Genomic DNA, 20,946 nt, shown 5'->3' on the forward strand with positions numbered 1-20,946 from the left:
CCGGCTCCGCGCGTCCCTAGCGGTCGTCCACCAGGATGACGCGGCAGTCGTTGACGTTGGTGCGCGTGGGGCCGGGCAGGAGAAGGTCTCCGAGGGCTTCGAAGAAGCCCGTCGAATCGTTGTCTGCCAGAGATGCGGCGGGATCGAGGCCAAGGGCGCGTGCGCGGGCGAGCGTCGTCTCGTCGACGATAGCGCCCGCCGGGTCGCTCGCCGAGCCGCCGCCGCCGTCGGTCCCGTCCGTGTCGCCGGCGAGCGCGCAGATGCCGGCCGCGCCGTCGAGCGCCAGGGCGAGCGCGAGGGCATATTCCTGGTTGGGGCCGCCGCGGCCCTTGCCCTTCAGCGTCACCGTCAGCTCCCCGCCGGAGATGATGGCGGCGCGCCGGCCTGCCGCGCGCAAGGCCAGCGCCTGGCGCGCATGCTCGGCCGCCACCTCGCGGGCCTCGCCCTCGAGGTCGGCGCCGAGCACGATGGGCTCATAGCCGAGGTCGCGGGCAGTGCGCGCCGCGATGGCGATCGAGTCGGCCGGACGGGCGATGATCTCGAAGCGGCTGTGCGCAAAGGCCGGGTCACCTGCCTTCGGCGACTCGTTGGCCGGGTCATCGAGCAGCGCCTCGGCCGAGGGGGGAAGAGGCACGCCGCGCCGTCGGACGATGGCGCGCGCGTCGGCCAGCGTCGTCGGGTCTGGCACCGTCGGGCCGGAGGCGATGGTGGAGGGATCGTCGCGCGGCACGTCGGAGATGGCGAGCGTCAGGATTGTCGCCGGGGCTGCGCAGCGGGCGAGGCGCCCGCCCTTGATCCGTGACAGGTGCTTGCGCACGGCGTTGATCTCCTCGATCGAGGCGCCGGAGCGCAGCAGGGCGCGTGTGATGGCCTGCTTCTCCGCCAGGGTAAGGCTGCCGGCGGGGGCGATCCAGTTGGCCGAGCCGCCGCCGGACAGCAGCACGAGCACGAGATCGTCCTTGTGTGCGCCTGCGGCGAGGGCGAGGGCCCGCTCCGTGGCGGCGATGCCCGCGGCATCGGGCACCGGATGGCCCGCCTCCACGATTTCGATCCCGCGGGCGGGCTCGGCGTAGCCGTGCCGCGTCACGGCGATGCCCGTCAGGCGCTCGCGTGGCAGGCGGTATTCCCTCTCGTAGATCTCCTCGGCGACGACGGTCATCGACGCGGCGGCCTTGCCGGCAGCCAGCAGGATGACGCGCCCGTTGGCGGGGGGAGGCGGCAGGTGCCGTGGCAGGCACAGGCGCGGATGCGCGGCCGCGACGGCCGCCTCGAACACCTCCACCAGCACGGCGCGCCGCGCGCCTGCAGTGCCGGTCAGATGCGCCTCGTCCCGGTTCACCAGCCTTTCGTTGCCCCGCTCCTCGCCCGAGCCGTCCCCCATGTCGTTCTCCCTCGTTCCTCCCGGCGCCCGGCTGCTAGGGCGGCGCGGGCTGCTGATGGTCCGCGGCGGCACGAGCGGCCTTGGGCCGCGCCAGCCAGATGCCGAACAGAATGAGAAGTCCGCCTGCGGTTTGCACCAGCGTCAAGGCCTCGCCCGCGATGAGCCAGCCGAAGGCGGCGGCGAAGACGGCCTCGAGGAAGATGACAAGGGAGGAGAAGGTGGCCGGCAGGTGTCCGAGCGCGAAGGCGAGAAGGCCCTGTCCGCCGGCGTGGCTGAACCAGGCGAGGGCGACGAGGACGGAGAGGCCCCAGACGCTCTGCGGCAGGATATGCGGCTCCATGACGAGCGCGACGACGAGCAGGATGGCCGAGGTAACGAGGCTCGATTCGAAGGTGACGCGGGCCGCCCCCGTCGTCTTGCGCGCATGCTCGACGGCGAGGAAGTAGAGGCCGAAGAAGACGGCGGTGGCGATGCCGTAGCCGTCGCCCGCGAGCCTCTCGGGCGCGATGTCGAGGCTCTGGCCGATGAGTGCCGCCCCGCCCATGAGGCAGAAGACGAGGCCGACGAGCACCGGCCCGGCAACCCGGCGGCGCAGCACGAGCCAGCTCGCCAGCACGACGAAGAGCGGTGCCGTCGTCGCGAAGAATGTCGCGTTGGCGATTGTCGTGTTCATGATGGCGAGGTGCCAGAAGAACAGGTCGCCGGCGAAGAACAGGCCCGCGAGCACGCTGCCGCGGCCGAACCGGCGGGGCGTGCCGGCCTGCCGGTCGCGCTCCTCCGCCTGCATCCAGAGCCAGAGAAGGGGCAGGGCGAGCGCCACGCGCCAGAAGGCGCTGGCGAAGGGCCCGACATCGGCAAGCCGCACGAAGACGGGAGACAGGCCCATGGCGAGCGCCGCGGCCAGCAGCGCGCCGAGAGCAAGTGCGGAGGGTGCACGGGTGGCGGTGGAGGACGAGACGCTCAAGGGGGCACCGGATGTGTGCAACGGAAGGTCGCGGTTGCGCCCCTCCTATGGCAAGTTGCAGCTCCCGTCACCATTGTTCCTCGCAACGGACCCCTGCGAGGAGGAGAGCGCCATGCAGCAGATCGACGCCCATACGATGACCGAACTCGAGGCCGCGGCCTTCCGCAAGCTCGTGGACCATCTGCGCAAGCGCACCGACGTGCAGAACATCGACCTCATGAACCTGGCCGGCTTCTGCCGCAACTGTCTGTCGAACTGGCTCGAGGAGGCAGCGGCCGAGCGGTCGGTGAAGCTCGACCGGGCCGAGGCCCGCCGGCACGTCTACGGCATGCCCTACGAGGAGTGGAAGCAGCGCTACCAGAAGGAGGCGACGCCGGAGCAGAAGGCGGCCTTCGAGAGCGCCCATCGCCACGGCTGACCCGCTTTTCGGCATCGGGATAGCGGGGACACGCGGCATTTCGGCAGGCGCGGCCTCTTCCAATCCGCGCCGGAGCCACTAGTCTGCGCGGCTCGCGCGCGGGTGGCCGGCAGCCGCCCATGTCCCACCAGTGAAACGGAAGAGACACATGGTCAGCGACGTTGCCGACAGCGGGGTTGCCGCCGAGGAATTGAAGCAGTTCATCGAGCGCATCGAGCGCCTCGAGGAGGAGAAGGCGGCGATCGCCGGCGACATCAAGGAAGTCTACGCCGAGGCCAAGGGACGGGGCTTCGACACCAAGGCGATCCGCCGGATCATCAGCATCCGCAAGAAGCCGCCGGAGGAGCGCCAGGAGGAAGAGGCGATCCTCGAGCTCTACATGCAGGCCCTCGGCATGTAAGCCTCTGCGCGGCACGTATCCGGCCCCACGAAAAAGCCCCGGTCCTCGCCGGGGCTTTTTGCTGGGCTGAACCTTCCGGGCGCCTCAGGGCGCGGGCGTGTCCGCCTCACCCGGCAGCGGCAGCGCGAGGGCAAGGGGCGCCAGCTCGCCTGCCGGCATGGCCGGCGAAGCCGTGGCGGCGACGGAGTGGGCCATCGCGATGCGGGCGGCGGGGTTCGGCGGCTCGACGGGATCGCCACCGAAGAGGGGGCGCAGGACGCGCGGCACGGCCGCGGCGGCGACGGGGCGCTGCCGCTGCGGCACGGGGGCGGGCTTTGCTTCCGCCGCGACGGTGGGGGAGGAGTCGAACGGGCGAGCGGGCGGGATCGGAACCTCGGCTGCCGCATAGGCCATCGGCACAAGGCCGGCGACGCGCGTCGGGGCTGCCCGGCCGGTGGCGGCCGCGGCGAGGGCCGCGAGGGCATCGCTTTCGTCGGCCGAGGCGCGCGTGCCGATCTCCCCCGCGCCGAGGCCCGCGGCAGCAAAGCTGACCGGACGGCTGGGCGGCATGGGGACATTGGCGACGGCAGCGGTCGCGGCGATGGCGCTGACCGAGGCGATGGCATCCTCCGGCCGCCGTGGCGGCACGGGGGCGAGGGCAAGCGCGACGGGAGCCTCCGCGGTCGCTGGCGCCGTGGCGGGGCCGACGTCGTCCGGCCGCGCCTGGGGCAACGGCGCCGTCGAGGGCACCGGAACGGGAGCGGTCGTCTCGCCAGCCTGCGGCTTCGCCGGGGCAACCGCCGCCACGGCGGTGGGACGGGACGCCTGTGGCTCGGCCGGCGCGCCGCCGCGCCGTTCACGCAGGAAGAAGGATACGTTGCTGTTGTCGGCGTCGGCCGTGGGTGCTGCCGCGGAGGCAACGCGCGTGCGGCCACCGCTCGGCCTGGCGAAATCCTCCTCCTCCTCTTCGTCGAGACCGAAGAGGGAGGCCCAGAAGCTCTTGCGGGACCCGCTTGGCCGGGTGCTCTTCTCGGCTTCGGCATAGGCCGAAGACGAGCCGGCGACCGAATCGCCGCGCGCTAGGATCTCGGCGCGGGCGAGCTCGTAGCCCGGCATCGGTTTGCCGTCGGCGGGGATGTGGACGGTCTTGCCGTCGGGGAACAGGCGCGAGAGCTGGTCACGCGTCATGCGCGGCCAAGAGCGCACGCTGCCGACGTCGAGATGGACGAAGGGGTTGAAGGCCGTGGGATAATAGCCGACGCCGCCGCGCTGCAGGCGCATGGCCACGGCGCGCACCTGGGCCATGTTCACGTCCGGCAGGTAAAAGTCCATCGCCTTGCCGCGCATGTGCTGGCTCTGCTTGGCAACAGCGCTCGAGCGGCGTCGCAGCATGGCGTTGGTTTCTGGCGAGCGGTAGCCCGAGACGACGTGGAGCGGCTGTCGCGAGCCGACCTCGCGATGCACGGCCCAGGCCACGTCGAACAGTTTCGGGTCCATGGCGATGGGCTCGTTCCGCCGCCAGTCGCGCAGGATCCAGTTGAGCTTCTCCAGCGCCTCGCGGTCGTACACCCCGTTGCGCTTGAAGGTAACCGTCACGCTTTCCTTGGTGTGTGTCTGGTACAGGCTCAGGGTCCGCGTGTCGCCGTTGGCAACCGCATCCTGGAGACTGCGGGTCCCGGCGACGACCGCGGCGCACGCGATCAGGATCTTGCACGCGATGCGCGAACAAGGCCCCACCCGGGACAACGCTTGCCTGAAGCGTGTCGAATACAAAGCCAACTCATCCGTTGCTGAGACGACCAGGGCCTGGCCGTCAGTCAAACGATGAACGAACTCTTACCGCAAAGCCTTAACGCAAGGTTAGCGCCGGGGCGGGCTGCGGACAAGAACCGGTTAAGGCGAGACGATGGCAAAATAATGCCGCTCGACCGGCATATGCAGCCAGATTCAGTGTAGATTGCGGAGCGCAGCCGTTACGCGCTGGTCGTGTTTATAGATGTCCGGGTAGCGGACGAGCTTGCCATTGTCGGAGACGACGAGCGTGAAATAGGTCAGATGGATGGGGATAAGTTCGGGCAGGCGCACGAGGCGCTCGCCCTTTCCGATGAGCTTCTTCACCCGTGACTGCGGCCATTCCTTGCCAAGGACGATCTCGGCGAAGGTGAAGGGATCGTCCACCCGCACGCAGCCGTGGCTGAAGGCGCGCTCGGCACGCTGGAACAGGGAGCGGTTCGGCGTGTCGTGCAGGTAGACGGCATGCTGGTTGGGGAACATGAACTTGATGTGGCCGAGCGCGTTGCGCTCGCCCGGCGGCTGGCGGATGGAGATGCTGTTGCCCCGCCGAATCACCTCATAGCCGCGACGCGCGGCATAGTCCGGATCCTCCGCCATGCGCGGCAGGAACTCCTTGCGCAGGATCGAGGGCGGCACATGCCAGTAGGGATTGACGACGACGTGGCGCATTACGTCCGAGAAGACGGGCGTGGGTGATTCCGGCTTGCCCACGATGGCACGCGCCTCGTGGATCACCTTGCCCTTCTCGAACACCCGGACGGTGTAGGCAGGGATGTTGACAGCAATGTGCTTGTCACCGAGGTCGGCCGGCAGCCAGCGCCAGCGCTCCATGTTGGCGATGATGTCGGCCTCGAGCTGTCCGCTCGTCGTCGTGCTGCCGAGCGCGGCGAGGGTCTGCGCGCCCAGGATGCCGTCTGCCGCCAGCCCGTGCTGACGCTGGAAATCGGCAACCGCTGCGGCCACCTTCTCGTCGTAGGTGTGGTCGTCGTCCGGCGTCACGTCGAGGCCGAAGCGGGCGCGGATGAGCGGCACGCGCTCGTCCTGCATGCCCACCCGCAGCGGCGGCCCCTTCGGCACGCGCACCATGGGCGGCTGGGCCGGCCGCTCGGCGCGGATCTCCGCCAGCTTGCGCTTCAGGGCGGCATACTGCGGATGCGGCGGATTGTAGGAGGCAAGTGCGGCGCCGGGGTCGGCCGCATCGCGCAGGCGGGCCAGCACTTCGCCTGCCTCGGGCAGCTCGCGGGTCGGCGTCAGCAGCTTCGAGAGCTTCGTCGGATTGATGCGCCCGCCGCGTGCGTCGCGCGCATAGAGCACCACGGCAGCGGTGAGCTTAAGGTCGGCGTCGGCGATGGCCCTGACGCGGCCGTCGCCGTCGAGGTCGTCGATCGCAGGCAGCGGATAGTCGGCCGGGTCGAGCCCCTCGGCGGCAGCGTCCTGCAGCGTCGCCATGACCTTGCGCGCCGCCGGCGTGAAGTCGCCATCGGCGATCCAGAGGGGATGGAAGCCGTGCTCGCGGTAGAAGGTGCGGATCGCTTCGCGCTGTCCCTCGTCGAGACGCGGCAGCGCCCAGTTGCGCGCATCGGCAATGCGGCCGGCGAGGGCGACCGACGGCTCGTCCAGCGAGATCGACACCTGGGCGTCGGGAAGATCGGGCGGGGCGAGTGCCTCGGGCGCCGGCGGCGTGGCGGCAGCGTGGGGAGCCTCGGGCTTTTTCGGCAGGATGTCCGTCACGTCGACGCTTGCCGCGGGCGGAGCGGGGAGGACGAAGTCGCCGGGCTGCACCTGTGAAGCAGGCTCGGCCGCGGCATGCTGCACCGCCGCTGCAGTGAGAAGCCCGGTGCCGACGGCCAGGATGCAAGCCGCTGCGCTCGCCCGCATGAGTGCCCCCTTTCCCGCCAGTCCGCTCGTTCCGCCAGCTGGACCGGCCATCTTATAAACGATTCGCCCGAAAAGCGGGGTTACGCCGTGCGCTGTCATACGTTCAGTTTTCATTCCGTCGTCGCTCCCGCCTCTCCGTCCGTGCCCTCGGCAAGGCCGAGCTCCTTGAGCTTGCGGTAGAGCGTGGAGCGGCCGATGCCGAGTTTGCGCGACACCTCGGACATGTGGCCCCGGTAGTGGCTGAGAGCGAAGCGTATGGTGTCGGCCTCGATGTCGGCGAGGGGACGCACGTCACCGACGTCGTCCAGCAGCCGCAGGCTGGCCGGATCGCGCACCTCGACATGGACGATCTCGCGCGCGGGAGCCGGGGCGGGTGCCGGCGCGGCCGGAGCGGGCGGGATGTCCACCGTATAGCCTTCAACCTGGCTCGCGATTTGCGGGAACTCGGCCACCGTCAGCTCGGTCCCGTCGGCGAGGACCACGGCGCGGAAGATGGCGTTCTCTAGCTGGCGCACGTTGCCCGGCCAGTCGTAGCGGGTGAGCAGCGCCATCGCCTCGGGCGTGATGGAGCGCACGCGCTTGCCCTCCTCGGCGGCGAAGCGCGCGAGAAAGCTGTTGGCGAGATCGGGGATGTCCTCGCGCCGTGCCCGCAGCGGCGGCAACGTCATGGGGAAGACGTTGAGGCGGTAGTAGAGGTCCTCGCGGAAGCGGCCCTGCTTGACGAGTTCGAGCAGGCTGCGATTGGTCGCCGAGATGAGGCGGATGTCCACCTTCACCGGCCGGCGGCCGCCGACGGGATCGACCTCTCCCTCCTGGATGGCGCGCAGCAGCTTGACCTGTGCGTCGAGCGGCAGCTCGCCGATCTCGTCGAGGAAGAGCGTGCCCCCGTTCGCCTCCACGAACTTGCCCGCATGCTTCTCGGTGGCGCCGGTGAAGGCGCCCTTCTCGTGGCCGAAGAGAGTGGATTCCACGAGGTTTTCGGGAATGGCGCCGCAGTTGACGGTGACGAAGGGCTTGCCCTTGCGCTCGCCGGAGCCCTGGATGGCGCGGGCGAGCACCTCCTTGCCGACGCCGGACTCCCCCTCGATGAGCACCGGGATGGAGGAGCGGGCGGCGCGCTCCGCCAGCTGCAGCGTGCGCCGCATGGCCTCGCTGCGCGTGGAGATGTCGCGGATCTGCAGGGAGCCTTCGACGCGCCGCTTCATGCGGCGGATCTCTTCCTCCAGCGCACCGGCGCGCAGCGCGTTGGCGATGGAGACCTGCAGGCGCTCGGCCCCGACCGGCTTGACGACGAAGTCCACCGCCCCCGCGCGCATGGCCGAGACGACGGTTTCGATGGAGCCGTGGGCCGTCTGCACAATGACGGGCAGGGCGATGTTCCTCTCGCGCATTGCCGAGAGCACGCCCATGCCGTCGAGGTCGGGCATGACGAGATCGAGCAGGACAAGGTCAACGGGCGGCTGGCCGCCGGCCATCAGCGCGAGCGCCTCCTCGCCCGAGCCGACGATGATCGGCTCATAGCCGAAACGTCGCACCATGCCTTCGACGAGGCGGCGCTGCACCGGGTCGTCGTCCACGATCAGGATCGTCGTCATTTCGCTCAACCGCCCGGCTGTGTTCCGTTTCGGGGCGATGCTGGGCGAGAACGGTAAAGCCCTTGTTAACGCAGCGGGCGCAGGCGGCGATGGCTTATGGGGGCCCGCGCCGTTGATCATCTCTGTTTGAAGCCCGATGATCGGCCCGAGACGGAATCGTCCCGCCGCCGGCGGCAAGGGCGGGGCAGGAAAAGACGGGAACACGATGACAACCAGCAGCACGGGCGCGCAGGCGCAGGACGGCAACATGCTCGGCAGCCTGCCGGAATGGGACCTGTCGCATCTCTATCCGGGCATGGAGTCGCAGGCCTTTGCTGATGACCTCGCGCGGGCGGAGGAGGAGTGCAAGGCCTTCGCCGCCGCCTACCGGGGCAAGCTCGCGGCGATGGCGGCAGCGCCAGACGCGAGCGAGCAGCTGGCGGCGGTCGTCGCCCGCTACGAGGCGCTGGAGGACCTTCTCGGCCGGCTCATGTCCTACGCCGGGCTCGTCTATTCGGGCGACACGACGGACCCGAAGCGCGGCAAGTTCTATGGCGACACGCAGGAGCGCCTGACCGCGGCGAGTTCGGATCTCCTGTTCTTCACGCTCGAGCTCAACCGCATCGACGACGCGCTGCTGGCCGCGGCCGCGGCGAAGCCGCCGCTCGCCCGCTGGCGCCCGTGGCTGGAGGATATCGCCAAGGACAAGCCCTTCCAGCTCGACGACCGGATCGAGCAGCTCTTTCACGAGAAGTCGGTGACCGGCCGGGCGGCGTGGAACCGCCTGTTCGATGAGACCATCGCCTCGCTGCGCTTCAACGTCGACGGCGAGGAGCTGACGCTGGAGCCGACCCTCAACAAACTGCAGGAGCCGCAGGAGGAGGTCCGGCGGGCCGCCGCCGAGGCGCTGGCGCAGGTCTTCCGCGCCAATCTGCGCACCTTCACGCTCATCACCAACACGCTCGCCAAGGACAAGGAGATCTCGGATCGCTGGCGTGGCTTCGAGGACGTGGCCGACTCCCGCCACCTTGCCAACCGTGTCGAGCGCGAGGTGGTGGAGGCGCTGGTCAAGGCCGTGCATGAGGCCTATCCGCGGCTGTCGCACCGCTATTACGCGCTCAAGGCGCGCTGGTTCGGCAAGGACAAGCTGGCGCACTGGGACCGCAACGCGCCGTTGCCCGAGGTCGAGATGCGCACCATCGCCTGGGAGGAGGCGCGTGACACTGTGCTCGGCGCCTATGGCGAATTCTCGCCGCAGATGGCCGATATCGCCCGGCGCTTCTTTGACGAACGCTGGATCGATGCGCCGGTGCGGCCGGGCAAGGCACCGGGGGCCTTTGCGCATCCCACCGTGCCGTCCGCGCATCCCTATGTGCTGCTCAACTACCTCGGCAAGCCGCGCGACGTGATGACGCTCGCCCACGAGCTGGGCCACGGCGTGCATCAGGTGCTCGCCGCGCCAAACGGTGCGCTCATGGCGCCGACGCCGCTGACGCTGGCCGAGACGGCCTCCGTCTTCGGCGAGATGCTGACCTTCCGCCGCCTGCTCGAGGCCACGGGTGATAAGCGCCAGCGCAAGGCCATGCTCGCCGCCAAGGTCGAGGACATGATCAACACCGTCGTGCGGCAGATCGCCTTCTACACCTTCGAGCGGCATGTCCACACCGAGCGGCGGGCAGGCGAGCTCACCTCGGAGCGGCTGTGCGAGCTGTGGATGAAGGTGCAGAGCGAGAGCCTCGGCCCGAGCGTGGACCTGCGCCCCGGCTACGAGGTGTTCTGGACCTACATCCCCCACTTCATCCACTCCCCGTTTTATGTCTACGCCTATGCCTTCGGCGACTGCCTGGTGAATTCGCTCTACGGCGTCTACGAGAACGCGCGGGAGGGCTTTGCCGAGCGCTATCTCGCCATGCTCGCTGCCGGCGGCACCAAGCACCACTCCGAGCTGCTCGCTCCCTTCGGCCTCGATGCGCGGGATCCGGCCTTCTGGCAGATCGGCCTCGGCATGGTGGACCGGCTCATTACCGAGCTGGAGGAACTGGAGGATTGAGGGCCCGGCGGTCGCAATCGGCCCGCGTCGACACCAGATAGAGGCTGTTGGAGAACGCGCGCCATGAGCGATCCCGAAGGCAACAGGTTTTCGGCCCGTGCCGCGCGCTATGCGCGGGTCGGCGCCAATGTGGGTGGCATCGCCGCCCGCATGGTCGGCTCGCGCATGCTGGGGCGGGAGGCAGACCGCGCGCGCTATGCGGCGGAGCTGACCGGCGTGCTCGGCGGCCTCAAGGGCCCCTTGATGAAGGTGGCGCAGCTGCTCGCCACCATCCCGGACGCGCTGCCGCCGGAATATGCGGCGGAGCTGCAGAAGCTGCAGTCACAGGCACCGCCCATGGGGGCAGCCTTCGTGCGCCGGCGCATGATGGCCGAACTCGGCCCCGACTGGGCCGGGCGCTTCGGCGCCTTCGATCTCGCGCCCGCCGCGGCCGCATCGCTCGGCCAGGTGCATCGGGCGCGCTCGCACGACGGCGCGCCGCTTGCCTGCAAGCTTCAGTATCCGGACATGCAGTCGGCGGTGGAGGCAGACCTGCGCCAGCTCGGCGTGCTGCTGGCCGTGCAGCGGAGGCTGAGCCCGGAGATCGACACGGCCGAGATCCAGGAGGAGATCGCCGCGCGACTGCGTGAGGAGCTCGACTACCGCCGCGAGGCGCGTCACGCCGTGCTCTATGCCCAAATGCTCGCCGGGGTGCCCGAGGTGCGTGTGCCGGGCGTGTGGCGGGATCTGTCGACCCAGCGGCTGCTGACGCTCGACTGGCTCGAGGGAAAGCCGATTCTCGCCTACAAGGAGGCGCCTCTCGCAACGCGCAACCGCCTTGCCACCGCCATGTTCAAGGCTTGGTGGCATCCCTTCTCCCATTTCGGCGTCATCCACGGCGACCCGCACCTGGGCAACTACACGGTCTTCGAGGATGACGCGGGTGAGCCTGCCGGTATCAACCTGCTCGACTATGGCTGCATTCGCATCTTTCCCGCGCGGTTCGTCGGCGGGGTTGTGGACCTCTACCGGGGCCTGCGCGACGACGAGCCAGACCGGGTGGTGGCCGCCTACGAGACCTGGGGCTTCCGCGGCCTGCGCAAGGATCTCATCGAGGTACTCAACATGTGGGCCCGCTTCATCTACGGGCCGCTGCTCGACGACCGGGTGCGCACGATCGCAGACGGCGTGGCGCCCGGCGAGTACGGCCGGCGCGAGGCCTGGCGCGTCAAGCAGGCACTGCGTGAGAAGGGGCCCGTGCGGGTGCCGCGCGAGTTCGTCTTCATGGACAGGGCGGCCATCGGCCTTGGCGCTGTCTTCCTGCATCTCGGGGCGGAGCTGAATTTCCACCGCCTGTTCGAGGCCGAGATCGACCGTTTCGACCTCGATGCGGTGGCGGCAGCGCAGCAGGGGGCCCTTTCTGCAGCTGGTCTGCCGGCGCCGGCGTGAAATTCGGCCTTGCGTATCGTTTAAAACGGTTTAAAAGCCTTGTCCGCCGGATGGCCGGGTTCCGCTGCCGCGGGTCGCGTTGCATGCGGCGAAACCTTGCGGTAAAGCCGGACGAAGCCGGATCATACCGAGGATTATCATGGCACAGCACAAGCACGCCGTTCCCGCCGGGGGGCACCCGGACATGGATTATCCCGAGCACGAGCGCACCTATGCTGCGTTCGTCTCCTTCTCCAAATGGGCGATCGTCGCGATCGTCGTTGTGCTCGTCCTGATGGCGATCTTCCTGCTCTGACGGCGGACCCGGCCGGGCTCCGCGATTTTCATCACGATCGGCCCCTGCCCTGGCGGCATGGCCTTGTTCCCGGGGGGAGACAATGCGCATCGCGATTGCGAAGGAGACGGCTCATCTCGAAAGCCGCGTGGCCGCATCGCCTGAGACGGTGAAGAAATTCGCGGCGCTTGGGGCAACCGTCGCCATCGAGACCGGGGCGGGCCTTGCCTCCGGCATCACGGATGCGGACTACGAGGCGGCCGGGGCGACCATCACCAAGACGGCGGCGGAGGCGATGAAGGACGCCGACATCGTGCTGGCCGTCAGGCGGCCGGCCGCGGAGGCGCTGAAGGGCGTCAACAAGGGCGCGCTCGTCATCGCCATCATGGACCCCTACGGCAACGAGGCTGCGGTGCAGGCCCTGGCCGAGGCGGGTGTTTCCGCCTTCGCCATGGAGCTGATGCCGCGCATCACCCGCGCGCAGGTGATGGATGTCCTGTCCTCGCAGGCGAACCTCGCGGGCTACCGGGCCGTGATCGATGCCGCGGCCGAATATGGCCGCGCCTTCCCCATGATGATGACGGCGGCGGGCACCGTGCCGGCTGCGCGCGTCTTCGTCATGGGGGCAGGCGTCGCCGGTCTGCAGGCCATCGCCACCGCCCGGCGCCTCGGCGCCGTCGTGACGGCGACGGATGTGCGCCCGGCGGCCAAGGAGCAGGTGGAATCGCTCGGCGCCAAGTTCATCGCCGTGGAGGACGATGAATTCCGTCAGGCCGAGACGGCCGGCGGCTACGCCAAGGAGATGTCGGACGCCTACAAGCAGAAGCAGGCGGAGCTCATCGCCTCGCACATCGCCAAACAGGATGTCGTCATCACCACCGCACTCATTCCGGGCCGGCCTGCGCCGCGGCTCGTGACCAGGGCGATGGTCGAATCGATGAAGCCAGGCTCGGTCATCGTCGACCTTGCGGTGGAGCGCGGCGGCAACTGCGAGCTGTCGAAACCGGGCGAGGTCACGGAGCACAACGGCGTCAAGATCGTCGGCCACCTCAACGTGCCGGGGCGCCTGGCGGCGACGGCCTCCAGCCTCTACGCCAAGAACCTCTATGCCTTCGTCGAGACGCTCGTCAGCAAGGAGACGAAGGCCGTTGCCGTGAACTGGGACGACGAGCTGGTCAAGGCCACGTGCCTCACGCGCGACGGCGCCGTCGTCCATCCGGCCTTCCAGCCGCAGGGTTAAGTCAGTCCGACAGGCCCCGTCCGGGGCGAGGAGCAGCAGGGGGAAGCGAGCCATGGCCAACCTGACGCCCGAACAGGCGCTCGAACAGGCCCGTGCGGCGGCCGAGGTCGCCAGACAAGCGGCCGAGGCCGCGCAGAGCTATGCCGATCAGGCGGCCGCGGCGCTGGGCGCCGCCGCCCATGCCGCGACGGGTGGCGCCGTCGACCCGACGGTGTTCCGCCTCGCCATCTTCGTGCTCGCGGTCTTCGTCGGCTATTACGTCGTGTGGTCGGTGACGCCGGCCCTGCACACACCGCTCATGTCGGTGACCAACGCCATCTCCTCGGTGATCGTCGTCGGCGCCCTGCTCGCCGTCGGTGTCGAGGCTGCGCCGTCGCTCGGCGACGGGCCGGTGTGGGCGCGCATCTTCGGCTTCGTCGCCCTCATCTTCGCCTCCGTGAACATATTCGGCGGCTTCCTGGTCACGCAGCGCATGCTGGCCATGTACAAGAAGAAGGGCTGAGCGAATGTCGGCCAATCTCTCGACCCTTCTCTATCTCGCGGCGGGCGTCCTCTTCATCCTGGCGCTGCGCGGCCTCTCACACCCCGTCACGTCGCGGCAGGGCAACCTCTACGGCATGATCGGCATGGGCGTCGCCATCCTGACGACGCTCGTGGGCCATCCGCCGTCCGGCGGTTTCGCGTGGCTGCTGGTGATCCTCGGCATCGCCATTGGCGGCGGCATCGGCGCCGTCATCGCCCGGCGCGTGCCGATGACAGCGATGCCGCAGCTCGTCGCGGCCTTCCACTCGCTGGTCGGCATGGCCGCCGTGCTCGTGGCGGCGGCTGCCCTCTATGCGCCGCAGGCCTTCGGCATCGGCCAGGTCGGCTCCATCCACGGCGGCAGCCTCGTCGAGATGGCGCTCGGCGTCGCCATCGGCGCCATCACCTTCACCGGCTCCGTCATCGCCTTCCTCAAGCTCGACGGGCGCATGAGCGGCAAGCCGATCATGCTGCCCAGCCGGCACGCCATCAACATCGGCCTCGGCGTTGCGCTGCTGGTGCTGATCATCCTCTTCGTGGCGACGGAGAGCCGGTTCGTCTTCTGGCTGATCACGCTCATCAGCTTCGCACTCGGCATCCTGCTTATCATCCCGATCGGCGGAGCCGACATGCCCGTCGTCGTGTCGATGCTCAACTCCTACTCCGGCTGGGCGGCGGCCGGCATCGGCTTCACGCTGGGCAACCTCGCGCTCATCATCACGGGTGCGCTGGTCGGCTCCTCGGGTGCCATCCTCTCCTACATCATGTGCAAGGGGATGAACCGCTCGTTCATCTCGGTCATCCTCGGCGGCTTCGGCGGCGAGAGTGCAGCGGCGGCGGCCGGCGCGGCCGAGTCTCGCCCCATCAAGCAGGGCTCGGCCGACGATGCCGCGTTCCTCATGAAGAACGCGAGCAAGGTCATCATCGTGCCGGGCTACGGCATGGCGGTGGCGCAGGCCCAGCACGCGCTGCGCGAGATGGCCGACAAGCTCAAGGCGGAGGGCGTCGAGGTCAAGTACGCCATCCATCCGGTGGCGGGCCGCATGCCGGGCCACATGAACGTGCTGCTCGCCGAGGCCAACGTGCCCTATGACGAGGTGTTCGAACTCGAGGACATCAACTCCGAGTTCGCGCAGGCCGACGTCGCCTTCGTCATCGGCGCCAACGACGTGACGAACCCGGCGGCGAAGACCGACCCGTCCTCGCCCATCTTCGGCATGCCGATCCTCGACGTGGAGAAGGCCAAGACGGTGCTCTTCGTCAAGCGCGGCATGGGCTCGGGCTATGCCGGCGTCGAGAACGAGCTGTTCTTCAAGGACAACACGATGATGCTCTTCGCCGACGCCAAGAAGATGGTCGAGGAGATCGTCAAGGCGCTCGACTGACCGGGCGCATCCCCGGATACGGAAAAGGCCGCCGAGGGGCGGCCTTTTTCATGACTTGGCCCTTCGCCGGCGGGAAGGCGCCAGGGCTGGCGTGCGCGCCCTCGGTGCAGCCGGCGGCCGGGACGTTCAGCGGAAGAGGGCGAGGCCACCGCCGACGCGGGACATGCCCTCGCGCGCCACCTGGTTGCTGCTGTCGATGGCCAGCGCCCGCTGGTAGGATTCGGTCGCCTGCGTGCGGTCGCCCAGGCGCTCGAGGGCCACGCCGCGCCACGCCCAGGCCACCGCATTGCGGTTGTCGGCATTGAGGGCGGCGTTGAAGTCCTCGATCGCCTCCTTGTACTTGCCAACGGCGACGAGGCTCTGGCCGCGCGCGGCATAGGGCGCGCCGGCGAAGGGGTTGCGGTCGATGGCCGAGCGGAAGTCGGCGATGGCGAGCTCGTTCTGCCCCTGGCGCTGATAGACGAGGCCGCGGGCATGATAGGCCTCGGCCGATTCCGGGTTGAGCTGGATGACGCGGGAGAGGTCGGCCAGCGCCTGGTTGAAGTCGCCCTTGACGCGCAGCAGGTTGGCGCGGCCGAGATAGGCCGGGGCGTAGTTGGGGTCGGCCTGGATGGCGCGGTTGAAGTCGGCGAGCGCCTGGTCGTCTCGCCCGGTCTGTCGGAGGGAGAGGGCCCGGTTGGTGTAGGCTGCGGCGAAGTTGGGATCGAGCCTGATCGCCTGGGTGAAGTCGCTCATCGCGTCGGAGTAGCGGCCGATGCGCGCATAGGCCGCGCCGCGGGCGTTGTAGGCCTGCGGATCGTTGGGGTTGGCGCGGATCACCTCTGACAGCGAGGCGATGTCGGTCTTGGCTGCCTCCGTATTGTCCTGCACGAGCTCCGCCACGCCCCGCGATCCACTGACGCCGCCCACCGTCTCGCAGCCGGCCAGGGCCAGCGCCACCGCGAGCGGCAGCAGGCCGCGGCCGAGCGCCGCTGTCGACAGAATGGCGCCAGAGGTCGACTTCCCCCGTTCGATCACGTCAATCCTCCAACCCGAACATGTTGATCGTCTGATGAGGCCGGTTCTGGGCCACAAGTGAGGCAGGAGCGTGAACGCCCGATGCCGCTGGTGCCCCGCCGGCAGGAGGGGAGGGGGCGTCTCATGCAACAAAGCGCCCGTCCGCGAGGGAGGGCGCTTGCAATGCCGGGGCGTGTGCCCCGTGATGATACGCCGATACCGCGACGCAGGGCGCGACGTGCCCCATGCCGCGGCAGCACCCTCAGCGGGAGGGCTTCGACTTGCTCGGCAGCAGGCCTTCGCGCTGCAGACGTTTGCGCATCAGCTTGCGGGCGCGGCGAACAGCCTCAGCCTTCTCGCGGGCGCGCTTCTCCGACGGCTTCTCATAGTGGCCGCGGAGCTTCATTTCCCGGAAGATGCCTTCGCGCTGCATCTTCTTCTTCAGCGCACGGAGCGCCTGATCAACGTTGTTGTCGCGAACGAGAACCTGCACGCGTCGTCTTCCCGCTTTTGGTTTCGTGGTGAGTGGCGAAAACGCCTTGATGGCGCGAACGGCGCGCCACAACCGTGCGAGGTGGATAACAGATCAGGCGCCGCCTGTCCACAGGTGAGGTGTCGGAAAACGGGCCTCCGCCTCAGGTTTTTACGCGTGTGACGTGCCCCATCTTGCGGCCGGGCCGGGCGGTCGCCTTGCCGTAGAGATGCAGGTGGGCCCCCTCCTCGGCGAGGATCTGCGGCCAGGCGGCCATGTCGTCACCGATGAGGTTGGTCATCTCCACCGGGCCGACGAGCGCCACCGAGCCGAGCGGCCATCCGCAGATGGCGCGGATGTGCTGCTCAAACTGCGAGGTCTTGGCACCCTCGATGGTCCAGTGGCCGGAGTTGTGCACGCGCGGCGCTATCTCGTTGACGAGGAGGCGCGGAGGCTCGCCGTCGCGCTCGACGACGAACATCTCCACGCACAGCGTGCCGACATAGTCGAGCGCCGCGGCGATGCGCGCGGCGATGGCGCGGGCGTGTTCGCCGAGCGCAGCCGGCAGGGTGCCGGGCACGCGCGTGACGCGCAAGATGTGCTCGCGGTGCTCGTTCTCGCACAGGTCGTAGGAGGCGACGGTGCCGTCGAGCCCGCGTGTGGCGACGACCGAGACCTCGCGCGAGAAGGGCACGAAGCCTTCGAGAATCGCTGGCATGTGGCCGATGGAGTCGAGCGCCGCGGCCGGGTCGTCCCCGGCCCTGATGATAACCTGCCCCTTGCCATCGTAGCCGAAGCGGCGCGTCTTGAGGACGGCCGGCCGGCCGAGGGCGGCGAGAGCGTCGTGCAGGTCCGCCTCGCTCGAGACGGCCCGGAAGGGCGCGGTCGCTATGCCGAGACCGCTGACGAAGGTCTTTTCCTCGAGCCTGTCCTGCGCCACGGCGAGCGCCCGCGCGCCGGGCCGCAGCGGCACGTGCGATTCGAGGATGTGGGCCGTGTCGGCGGGCACATTCTCGAACTCGTAGGTGACGACGTCGACGCTGGCCGCGAAGCCGACGAGCGCCCCCTCGTCGGTGTAGGAGGCGACCGTGTGCCGGGCGGCCACCTCGAAGGCCGGGCTGTCCGGCTCGGGCGCGTAGATGTGGGCCTTGAGCCCGTAGCGGGCAGCAGCCAGCGCCAGCATACGGCCGAGCTGGCCGCCGCCGAGGATGCCGACAGTGGAGCCGGGGGGGAGCATCGGTTCAGTCATCGCTCGGCCGCTCTGCCACGGCTGCGGTCTGGGCGGAGCGCCACTCGTCGAGGCGGGCGGCGAGGTCCGCATCGGACAGGGCGAGCACCGCGGCGGCGAGCAGCGCGGCGTTGACCGCACCGGCCCGCCCGATGGCGAGCGTGCCGACGGGAATGCCGGCCGGCATCTGCACGATGGACAGCAGGCTGTCCTGGCCCGACAGGGCCTTCGATTCGACCGGCACGCCGAAGACCGGAAGCGGCGTGAGCGAGGCGACCATGCCCGGCAGATGCGCCGCACCGCCGGCCCCGGCGATGATCACCTTGAAGCCCTCATCACGGGCGCCCCTGGCGAAGGCGAACAGCCGCTCGGGCGTGCGGTGGGCGGAAACGATGCGCGCGTCGTAGGCGATGCCGAGCGCGGCGAGCGTCTCCGCGGCGTGGCGCATCGTTGCCCAGTCGGACTGGCTGCCCATGACGATGGCGACCGGCGTATGCGTCGTCATTGATGATCCTGCGAAAAGGCTTCCGCGCGGGGCATACAGTAACAGGCGGGCGATGGGCAATCGGCAATCGCCCCGCCGGGGTGCGGCGCAGTGCGCCCCGCTTCGCAGGCTGTACGAGGGTGCTTGCCGTCCTCAGGCGATGATGTCCGGCGTCAGCTTGTCCTCGAGGAAGGTGATGCGGTCCTTGAGGATGAGCTTTCGTTTCTTCAGCCGCTGGACCTGCAGCTGGTCGGCCGGACCGACGGATTCGATCGCCGCGATCGCCGCGTCCAGGTCGCGATGTTCCTCGCGCAGGCGATTGAGCTCGCCGATCATCTGCTGGCGCTCGTCTTCGTCGTCGATATCGGTGGTCATCATGGCGCTGCCCGGAAGCATCGGCCCGGTGAACGACGGGCGCGCGAAGTATGCGGCGCCCCGTCACGCTGGGCAAGCCGAAGTGATGCAAAAAGGGGTGCTTGCCCACTGCTCGCCGCCAATGCGCTGCTGATGCCGGAATCTGCTTCGACTCCGCCACAATGGTGTGTCACAGTCCTGTCGTCGGAGTGATCCGAAGGAGGAAAGCGATGTCGTTGAACGCCCATCTGGCCGAGCTCGCGAAGCGGCACCAGGCGCTTGAGCGCGAAATCCAAGCGGTGCAGGCCAGCCCCTCGGCTGACGAGCTAAAGATCGCGGAACTCAAGCGTAAGAAGCTGCAGTTGAAGGACGAGATGGAGCGCTTGCGCCAATCGATGGGATCGCAGTCTGTCCATTGACGGATCAGCCGGCTTAACCCACCGGTGCGACGGCCACCCCTTCGGGTGGCCGTTTTCGTAGGGCCGGCGCTTCAGACCTCGCGCGCCATCTCGCGCAGGCGGAACTTCTGAATCTTGCCCGTGGAGGTCTTCGGCAGCTCGGTGAAGACGACGTAGCGCGGGCACTTGAAGGAGGCAAGCCGGCTGCGGCAGAAGGCGATCAGCTCCTCGGCCGTCGCCTCCGCCCCCGGCTTCAGCTCCACGAAGGCGCAGGGCGTCTCGCCCCACTTCTCGTCCGGTTTGGCGACCACCGCCGCGGCCTGCACGGCCGGGTGCTTGTAGAGCGCGTCCTCGACCTCGATGGAGGAGATGTTCTCTCCGCCGGAGATGATGATGTCCTTCGAGCGGTCCTTGAGCTGGATGTAGCCGTCGGGATGCTTGACGCCGAGGTCGCCGGAGTGGAACCAGCCGCCGGCGAAGGCCTTGTCGGTGGCAGCCTTGTTCTTGAGGTAGCCCTTCATCACCACGTTGCCGCGGAACATGACCTCGCCCAGCGTCTCGCCGTCTGCCGGCACGGGGGCGAGCGTCTCGGGATCGCGCACGTCGAGCCCCTCGAGCACCAGATAGCGCACACCCTGGCGGGCCTTCTTCGCCGCATAGTCGGCCATCGGCAGGGCGTCCCAGGCCTCGTTCCAGTCATTGACGACGGCGGGGCCGTAGGTCTCGGTCAGGCCGTAAAGGTGCGTCACCTCGAAGCCGGCGTCCTTCATGGCGGCGAGCACCGCCTCGGGCGGCGGGGCGGCTGCCGTGAAGAAGGAGACCTTCTGCTGGAACGCGCGCTTCTCCTCGTCGGGCGCGTTGAGCAGCGTCGCCATGACGATGGGCGCGCCGCACAGATGCGTGACGCCGTGGTCGGCGAGCGCCGCATACATGGCACCGGCACGCACCTGGCGCAGGCACACGTGCGTGCCGGCCACCACCGAGATCGACCAGGGGAAGCACCAGCCGTTGCAGTGGAACATCGGCAGCGTCCACAGGTAGACTGGGTGCTTGCCCATGTTGCACGTGACGACGTTGCCCATGGCGAGCAGGTAGGCGCCGCGGTGGTGATAGACGACGCCCTTGGGGTCGCCGGTCGTGCCCGAGGTGTAGTTGAGCGAGATGGCGTCCCACTCGTCTCGCGGCATCTGCCAGGCGTATTCGGGGTCGCCACCGGCGATGAAGCTCTCGTAGTCGGTGGAGCCGAGGCGCTCACCCGGCCCGTTGTATTCGGGGTCGTCATAATCGATGACGAGCGGCTTTGCCTTGGCGAGGGAGAGCGCTTCGCGGATGGTCTTGGAGAATTCGCGGTCGGTGATCAGCACCTTCGTCTCGGCGTGGTCGAGCGTGAAGGCGATGATCGCCGCGTCGAGCCGGGTGTTGATGGTGTTCAGCACGGCGCCCGTCATGGGCACGCCGTAGTGGCACTCCAGCATCGCCGGCGTGTTTGACAGCATCACCGACACCGTGTCGCCGCGGCCGATGCCGTGCGCGGCGAGCGCCGAGGCGAGGCGCCGGGCGCGGGCATAGAAGTCGCGGTAGCTGCGCCGCAGGCTACCATGGATAATGGCCGTGCGCTCGGGAAAGACGCTCGCCGCCCGCTCGAGGAAGGTCAGTGGCGTCAGCGGCTGGAAATTGGCCGGGTTGCGATCGAGGTCGATGTCATAGGCTGAGGCCGTCATTTTCCA

20 protein-coding genes are annotated in these 20,946 nt (G+C 69.0%); 9 read left to right on the top strand and 11 right to left on the bottom strand.

Annotated elements, in window-relative coordinates; all coding sequences use genetic code 11:
* Nucleotides 1–16: 16 nt before the first annotated feature.
* Nucleotides 17–1,381, bottom strand: coding sequence for a glycerate kinase type-2 family protein (locus HNQ73_RS07370; RefSeq protein ID WP_244649980.1), 1,365 nt, complete (start codon nucleotides 1,379–1,381; stop codon nucleotides 17–19).
* Between the two features lie 34 nt (nucleotides 1,382–1,415).
* The gene (locus HNQ73_RS07375; RefSeq protein WP_183333764.1) at nucleotides 1,416–2,345 is read right to left on the bottom strand and encodes a DMT family transporter; all 930 of its coding nucleotides are present in this window, start codon (nucleotides 2,343–2,345) and stop codon (nucleotides 1,416–1,418) included.
* A gap of 112 nt (nucleotides 2,346–2,457) precedes the next feature.
* On the opposite strand from HNQ73_RS07375, the gene HNQ73_RS07380 reads away from it, so the two are divergent.
* The gene (locus tag HNQ73_RS07380) at nucleotides 2,458–2,763 is read left to right on the top strand and encodes a DUF1244 domain-containing protein (protein WP_183333766.1); all 306 of its coding nucleotides are present in this window, start codon (nucleotides 2,458–2,460) and stop codon (nucleotides 2,761–2,763) included.
* Nucleotides 2,764–2,911: 148 nt separating this feature from the next.
* A complete protein-coding gene (locus HNQ73_RS07385; RefSeq protein ID WP_183333769.1) occupies nucleotides 2,912–3,163 on the top strand; it encodes a DUF2312 domain-containing protein in 252 nt (83 codons plus the stop codon).
* A gap of 84 nt (nucleotides 3,164–3,247) precedes the next feature.
* Here the strand turns inward: HNQ73_RS07385 and mepK are convergent, their stop codons facing one another.
* The 3 genes from mepK to HNQ73_RS07400 all read right to left on the bottom strand — a co-directional run bounded on the left by mepK (nucleotide 3,248) and on the right by HNQ73_RS07400 (nucleotide 8,409).
* The gene (mepK, locus tag HNQ73_RS07390; RefSeq protein ID WP_183333771.1) at nucleotides 3,248–4,879 is read right to left on the bottom strand and encodes a peptidoglycan L,D-endopeptidase MepK; all 1,632 of its coding nucleotides are present in this window, start codon (nucleotides 4,877–4,879) and stop codon (nucleotides 3,248–3,250) included.
* A 210-nt stretch (nucleotides 4,880–5,089) separates the two neighbouring features.
* Nucleotides 5,090–6,814: a L,D-transpeptidase family protein gene (locus tag HNQ73_RS07395; RefSeq protein WP_183333773.1), complete on the bottom strand. Its 1,725-nt coding sequence runs from the start codon at nucleotides 6,812–6,814 to the stop codon at nucleotides 5,090–5,092.
* 110 nt (nucleotides 6,815–6,924) lie between these two features.
* Nucleotides 6,925–8,409, bottom strand: a complete 1,485-nt coding sequence (locus tag HNQ73_RS07400) for a sigma-54-dependent transcriptional regulator (RefSeq protein WP_183333775.1) — start codon at nucleotides 8,407–8,409, stop codon at nucleotides 6,925–6,927.
* A 205-nt stretch (nucleotides 8,410–8,614) separates the two neighbouring features.
* On the opposite strand from HNQ73_RS07400, the gene HNQ73_RS07405 reads away from it, so the two are divergent.
* The 6 genes from HNQ73_RS07405 (at nucleotide 8,615) to HNQ73_RS07430 (ending at nucleotide 15,287) form a co-directional block, all read left to right on the top strand.
* Entirely contained in the window at nucleotides 8,615–10,438 is a 1,824-nt protein-coding gene (locus HNQ73_RS07405; protein WP_183333778.1) for a M3 family oligoendopeptidase, read from the top strand.
* A 63-nt stretch (nucleotides 10,439–10,501) separates the two neighbouring features.
* Nucleotides 10,502–11,866: an ABC1 kinase family protein gene (locus HNQ73_RS07410; protein WP_183333780.1), complete on the top strand. Its 1,365-nt coding sequence runs from the start codon at nucleotides 10,502–10,504 to the stop codon at nucleotides 11,864–11,866.
* Between the two features lie 139 nt (nucleotides 11,867–12,005).
* Nucleotides 12,006–12,161, top strand: a complete 156-nt coding sequence (locus tag HNQ73_RS07415; protein ID WP_183333782.1) for an aa3-type cytochrome c oxidase subunit IV — start codon at nucleotides 12,006–12,008, stop codon at nucleotides 12,159–12,161.
* An 82-nt stretch (nucleotides 12,162–12,243) separates the two neighbouring features.
* Nucleotides 12,244–13,380, top strand: a complete 1,137-nt coding sequence (locus tag HNQ73_RS07420; RefSeq protein WP_183333784.1) for a Re/Si-specific NAD(P)(+) transhydrogenase subunit alpha — start codon at nucleotides 12,244–12,246, stop codon at nucleotides 13,378–13,380.
* A 52-nt stretch (nucleotides 13,381–13,432) separates the two neighbouring features.
* The gene (locus HNQ73_RS07425; RefSeq protein ID WP_183333787.1) at nucleotides 13,433–13,882 is read left to right on the top strand and encodes an NAD(P) transhydrogenase subunit alpha part 2; all 450 of its coding nucleotides are present in this window, start codon (nucleotides 13,433–13,435) and stop codon (nucleotides 13,880–13,882) included.
* 4 nt (nucleotides 13,883–13,886) lie between these two features.
* Nucleotides 13,887–15,287, top strand: a complete 1,401-nt coding sequence (locus HNQ73_RS07430; protein WP_183333790.1) for an NAD(P)(+) transhydrogenase (Re/Si-specific) subunit beta — start codon at nucleotides 13,887–13,889, stop codon at nucleotides 15,285–15,287.
* A gap of 126 nt (nucleotides 15,288–15,413) precedes the next feature.
* On the opposite strand, the gene HNQ73_RS07435 is transcribed toward HNQ73_RS07430, so the two are convergent.
* From HNQ73_RS07435 to HNQ73_RS07455, 5 genes are all read right to left on the bottom strand, one after another.
* On the bottom strand, nucleotides 15,414–16,304 hold the full coding sequence (locus tag HNQ73_RS07435) for a tetratricopeptide repeat protein (protein WP_183333792.1): 891 nt from the start codon (nucleotides 16,302–16,304) through the stop codon (nucleotides 15,414–15,416).
* A 241-nt stretch (nucleotides 16,305–16,545) separates the two neighbouring features.
* A complete protein-coding gene (gene rpsU, locus HNQ73_RS18065; protein ID WP_183333794.1) occupies nucleotides 16,546–16,776 on the bottom strand; it encodes a 30S ribosomal protein S21 in 231 nt (76 codons plus the stop codon).
* A 142-nt stretch (nucleotides 16,777–16,918) separates the two neighbouring features.
* The gene (locus HNQ73_RS07445; RefSeq protein WP_183333797.1) at nucleotides 16,919–18,004 is read right to left on the bottom strand and encodes a 5-(carboxyamino)imidazole ribonucleotide synthase; all 1,086 of its coding nucleotides are present in this window, start codon (nucleotides 18,002–18,004) and stop codon (nucleotides 16,919–16,921) included.
* A complete protein-coding gene (gene purE / locus HNQ73_RS07450; RefSeq protein WP_183333800.1) occupies nucleotides 17,997–18,488 on the bottom strand; it encodes a 5-(carboxyamino)imidazole ribonucleotide mutase in 492 nt (163 codons plus the stop codon). Before purE ends, HNQ73_RS07445 begins: the two co-directional genes overlap by 8 nt.
* A gap of 132 nt (nucleotides 18,489–18,620) precedes the next feature.
* Complete coding sequence (locus HNQ73_RS07455; protein WP_183334297.1) at nucleotides 18,621–18,842, bottom strand: YdcH family protein; 222 nt, start codon at nucleotides 18,840–18,842, stop codon at nucleotides 18,621–18,623.
* A 209-nt stretch (nucleotides 18,843–19,051) separates the two neighbouring features.
* Between HNQ73_RS07455 and HNQ73_RS07460 the strand changes: the two genes are divergently transcribed.
* Nucleotides 19,052–19,240, top strand: a complete 189-nt coding sequence (locus tag HNQ73_RS07460) for a YdcH family protein (RefSeq protein ID WP_183333802.1) — start codon at nucleotides 19,052–19,054, stop codon at nucleotides 19,238–19,240.
* A 71-nt stretch (nucleotides 19,241–19,311) separates the two neighbouring features.
* Here HNQ73_RS07460 and HNQ73_RS07465 read toward each other — a convergent pair whose 3' ends face one another.
* The gene (locus HNQ73_RS07465; protein WP_183333804.1) at nucleotides 19,312–20,940 is read right to left on the bottom strand and encodes an acyl-CoA synthetase; all 1,629 of its coding nucleotides are present in this window, start codon (nucleotides 20,938–20,940) and stop codon (nucleotides 19,312–19,314) included.
* Between the last annotated feature and the right edge of the window lie 6 nt (nucleotides 20,941–20,946).

This window comes from Chelatococcus composti (assembly GCF_014201415.1).
GTDB lineage: Bacteria > Pseudomonadota > Alphaproteobacteria > Rhizobiales > Beijerinckiaceae > Chelatococcus_A > Chelatococcus_A composti.

Coding starts and splice junctions, on each gene's coding strand:
- HNQ73_RS07430 (WP_183333790.1), top strand. CDS start 13,887: ATGTCGGCCAATCTCTCGACCCTTCTCTATCTCGCGGCGGGCGTCCTC.
- HNQ73_RS07455 (WP_183334297.1), bottom strand. CDS start 18,842: ATGACCACCGATATCGACGACGAAGACGAGCGCCAGCAGATGATCGGC.
- HNQ73_RS07425 (WP_183333787.1), top strand. CDS start 13,433: ATGGCCAACCTGACGCCCGAACAGGCGCTCGAACAGGCCCGTGCGGCG.
- HNQ73_RS07410 (WP_183333780.1), top strand. CDS start 10,502: ATGAGCGATCCCGAAGGCAACAGGTTTTCGGCCCGTGCCGCGCGCTAT.
- HNQ73_RS07370 (WP_244649980.1), bottom strand. CDS start 1,381: ATGGGGGACGGCTCGGGCGAGGAGCGGGGCAACGAAAGGCTGGTGAAC.
- HNQ73_RS07395 (WP_183333773.1), bottom strand. CDS start 6,814: ATGCGGGCGAGCGCAGCGGCTTGCATCCTGGCCGTCGGCACCGGGCTT.
- HNQ73_RS07465 (WP_183333804.1), bottom strand. CDS start 20,940: ATGACGGCCTCAGCCTATGACATCGACCTCGATCGCAACCCGGCCAAT.
- purE (WP_183333800.1), bottom strand. CDS start 18,488: ATGACGACGCATACGCCGGTCGCCATCGTCATGGGCAGCCAGTCCGAC.
- HNQ73_RS07380 (WP_183333766.1), top strand. CDS start 2,458: ATGCAGCAGATCGACGCCCATACGATGACCGAACTCGAGGCCGCGGCC.
- HNQ73_RS07415 (WP_183333782.1), top strand. CDS start 12,006: ATGGCACAGCACAAGCACGCCGTTCCCGCCGGGGGGCACCCGGACATG.
- HNQ73_RS07460 (WP_183333802.1), top strand. CDS start 19,052: ATGTCGTTGAACGCCCATCTGGCCGAGCTCGCGAAGCGGCACCAGGCG.
- HNQ73_RS07445 (WP_183333797.1), bottom strand. CDS start 18,004: ATGACTGAACCGATGCTCCCCCCCGGCTCCACTGTCGGCATCCTCGGC.
- HNQ73_RS07400 (WP_183333775.1), bottom strand. CDS start 8,409: ATGACGACGATCCTGATCGTGGACGACGACCCGGTGCAGCGCCGCCTC.
- HNQ73_RS07405 (WP_183333778.1), top strand. CDS start 8,615: ATGACAACCAGCAGCACGGGCGCGCAGGCGCAGGACGGCAACATGCTC.
- HNQ73_RS07420 (WP_183333784.1), top strand. CDS start 12,244: ATGCGCATCGCGATTGCGAAGGAGACGGCTCATCTCGAAAGCCGCGTG.
- HNQ73_RS07385 (WP_183333769.1), top strand. CDS start 2,912: ATGGTCAGCGACGTTGCCGACAGCGGGGTTGCCGCCGAGGAATTGAAG.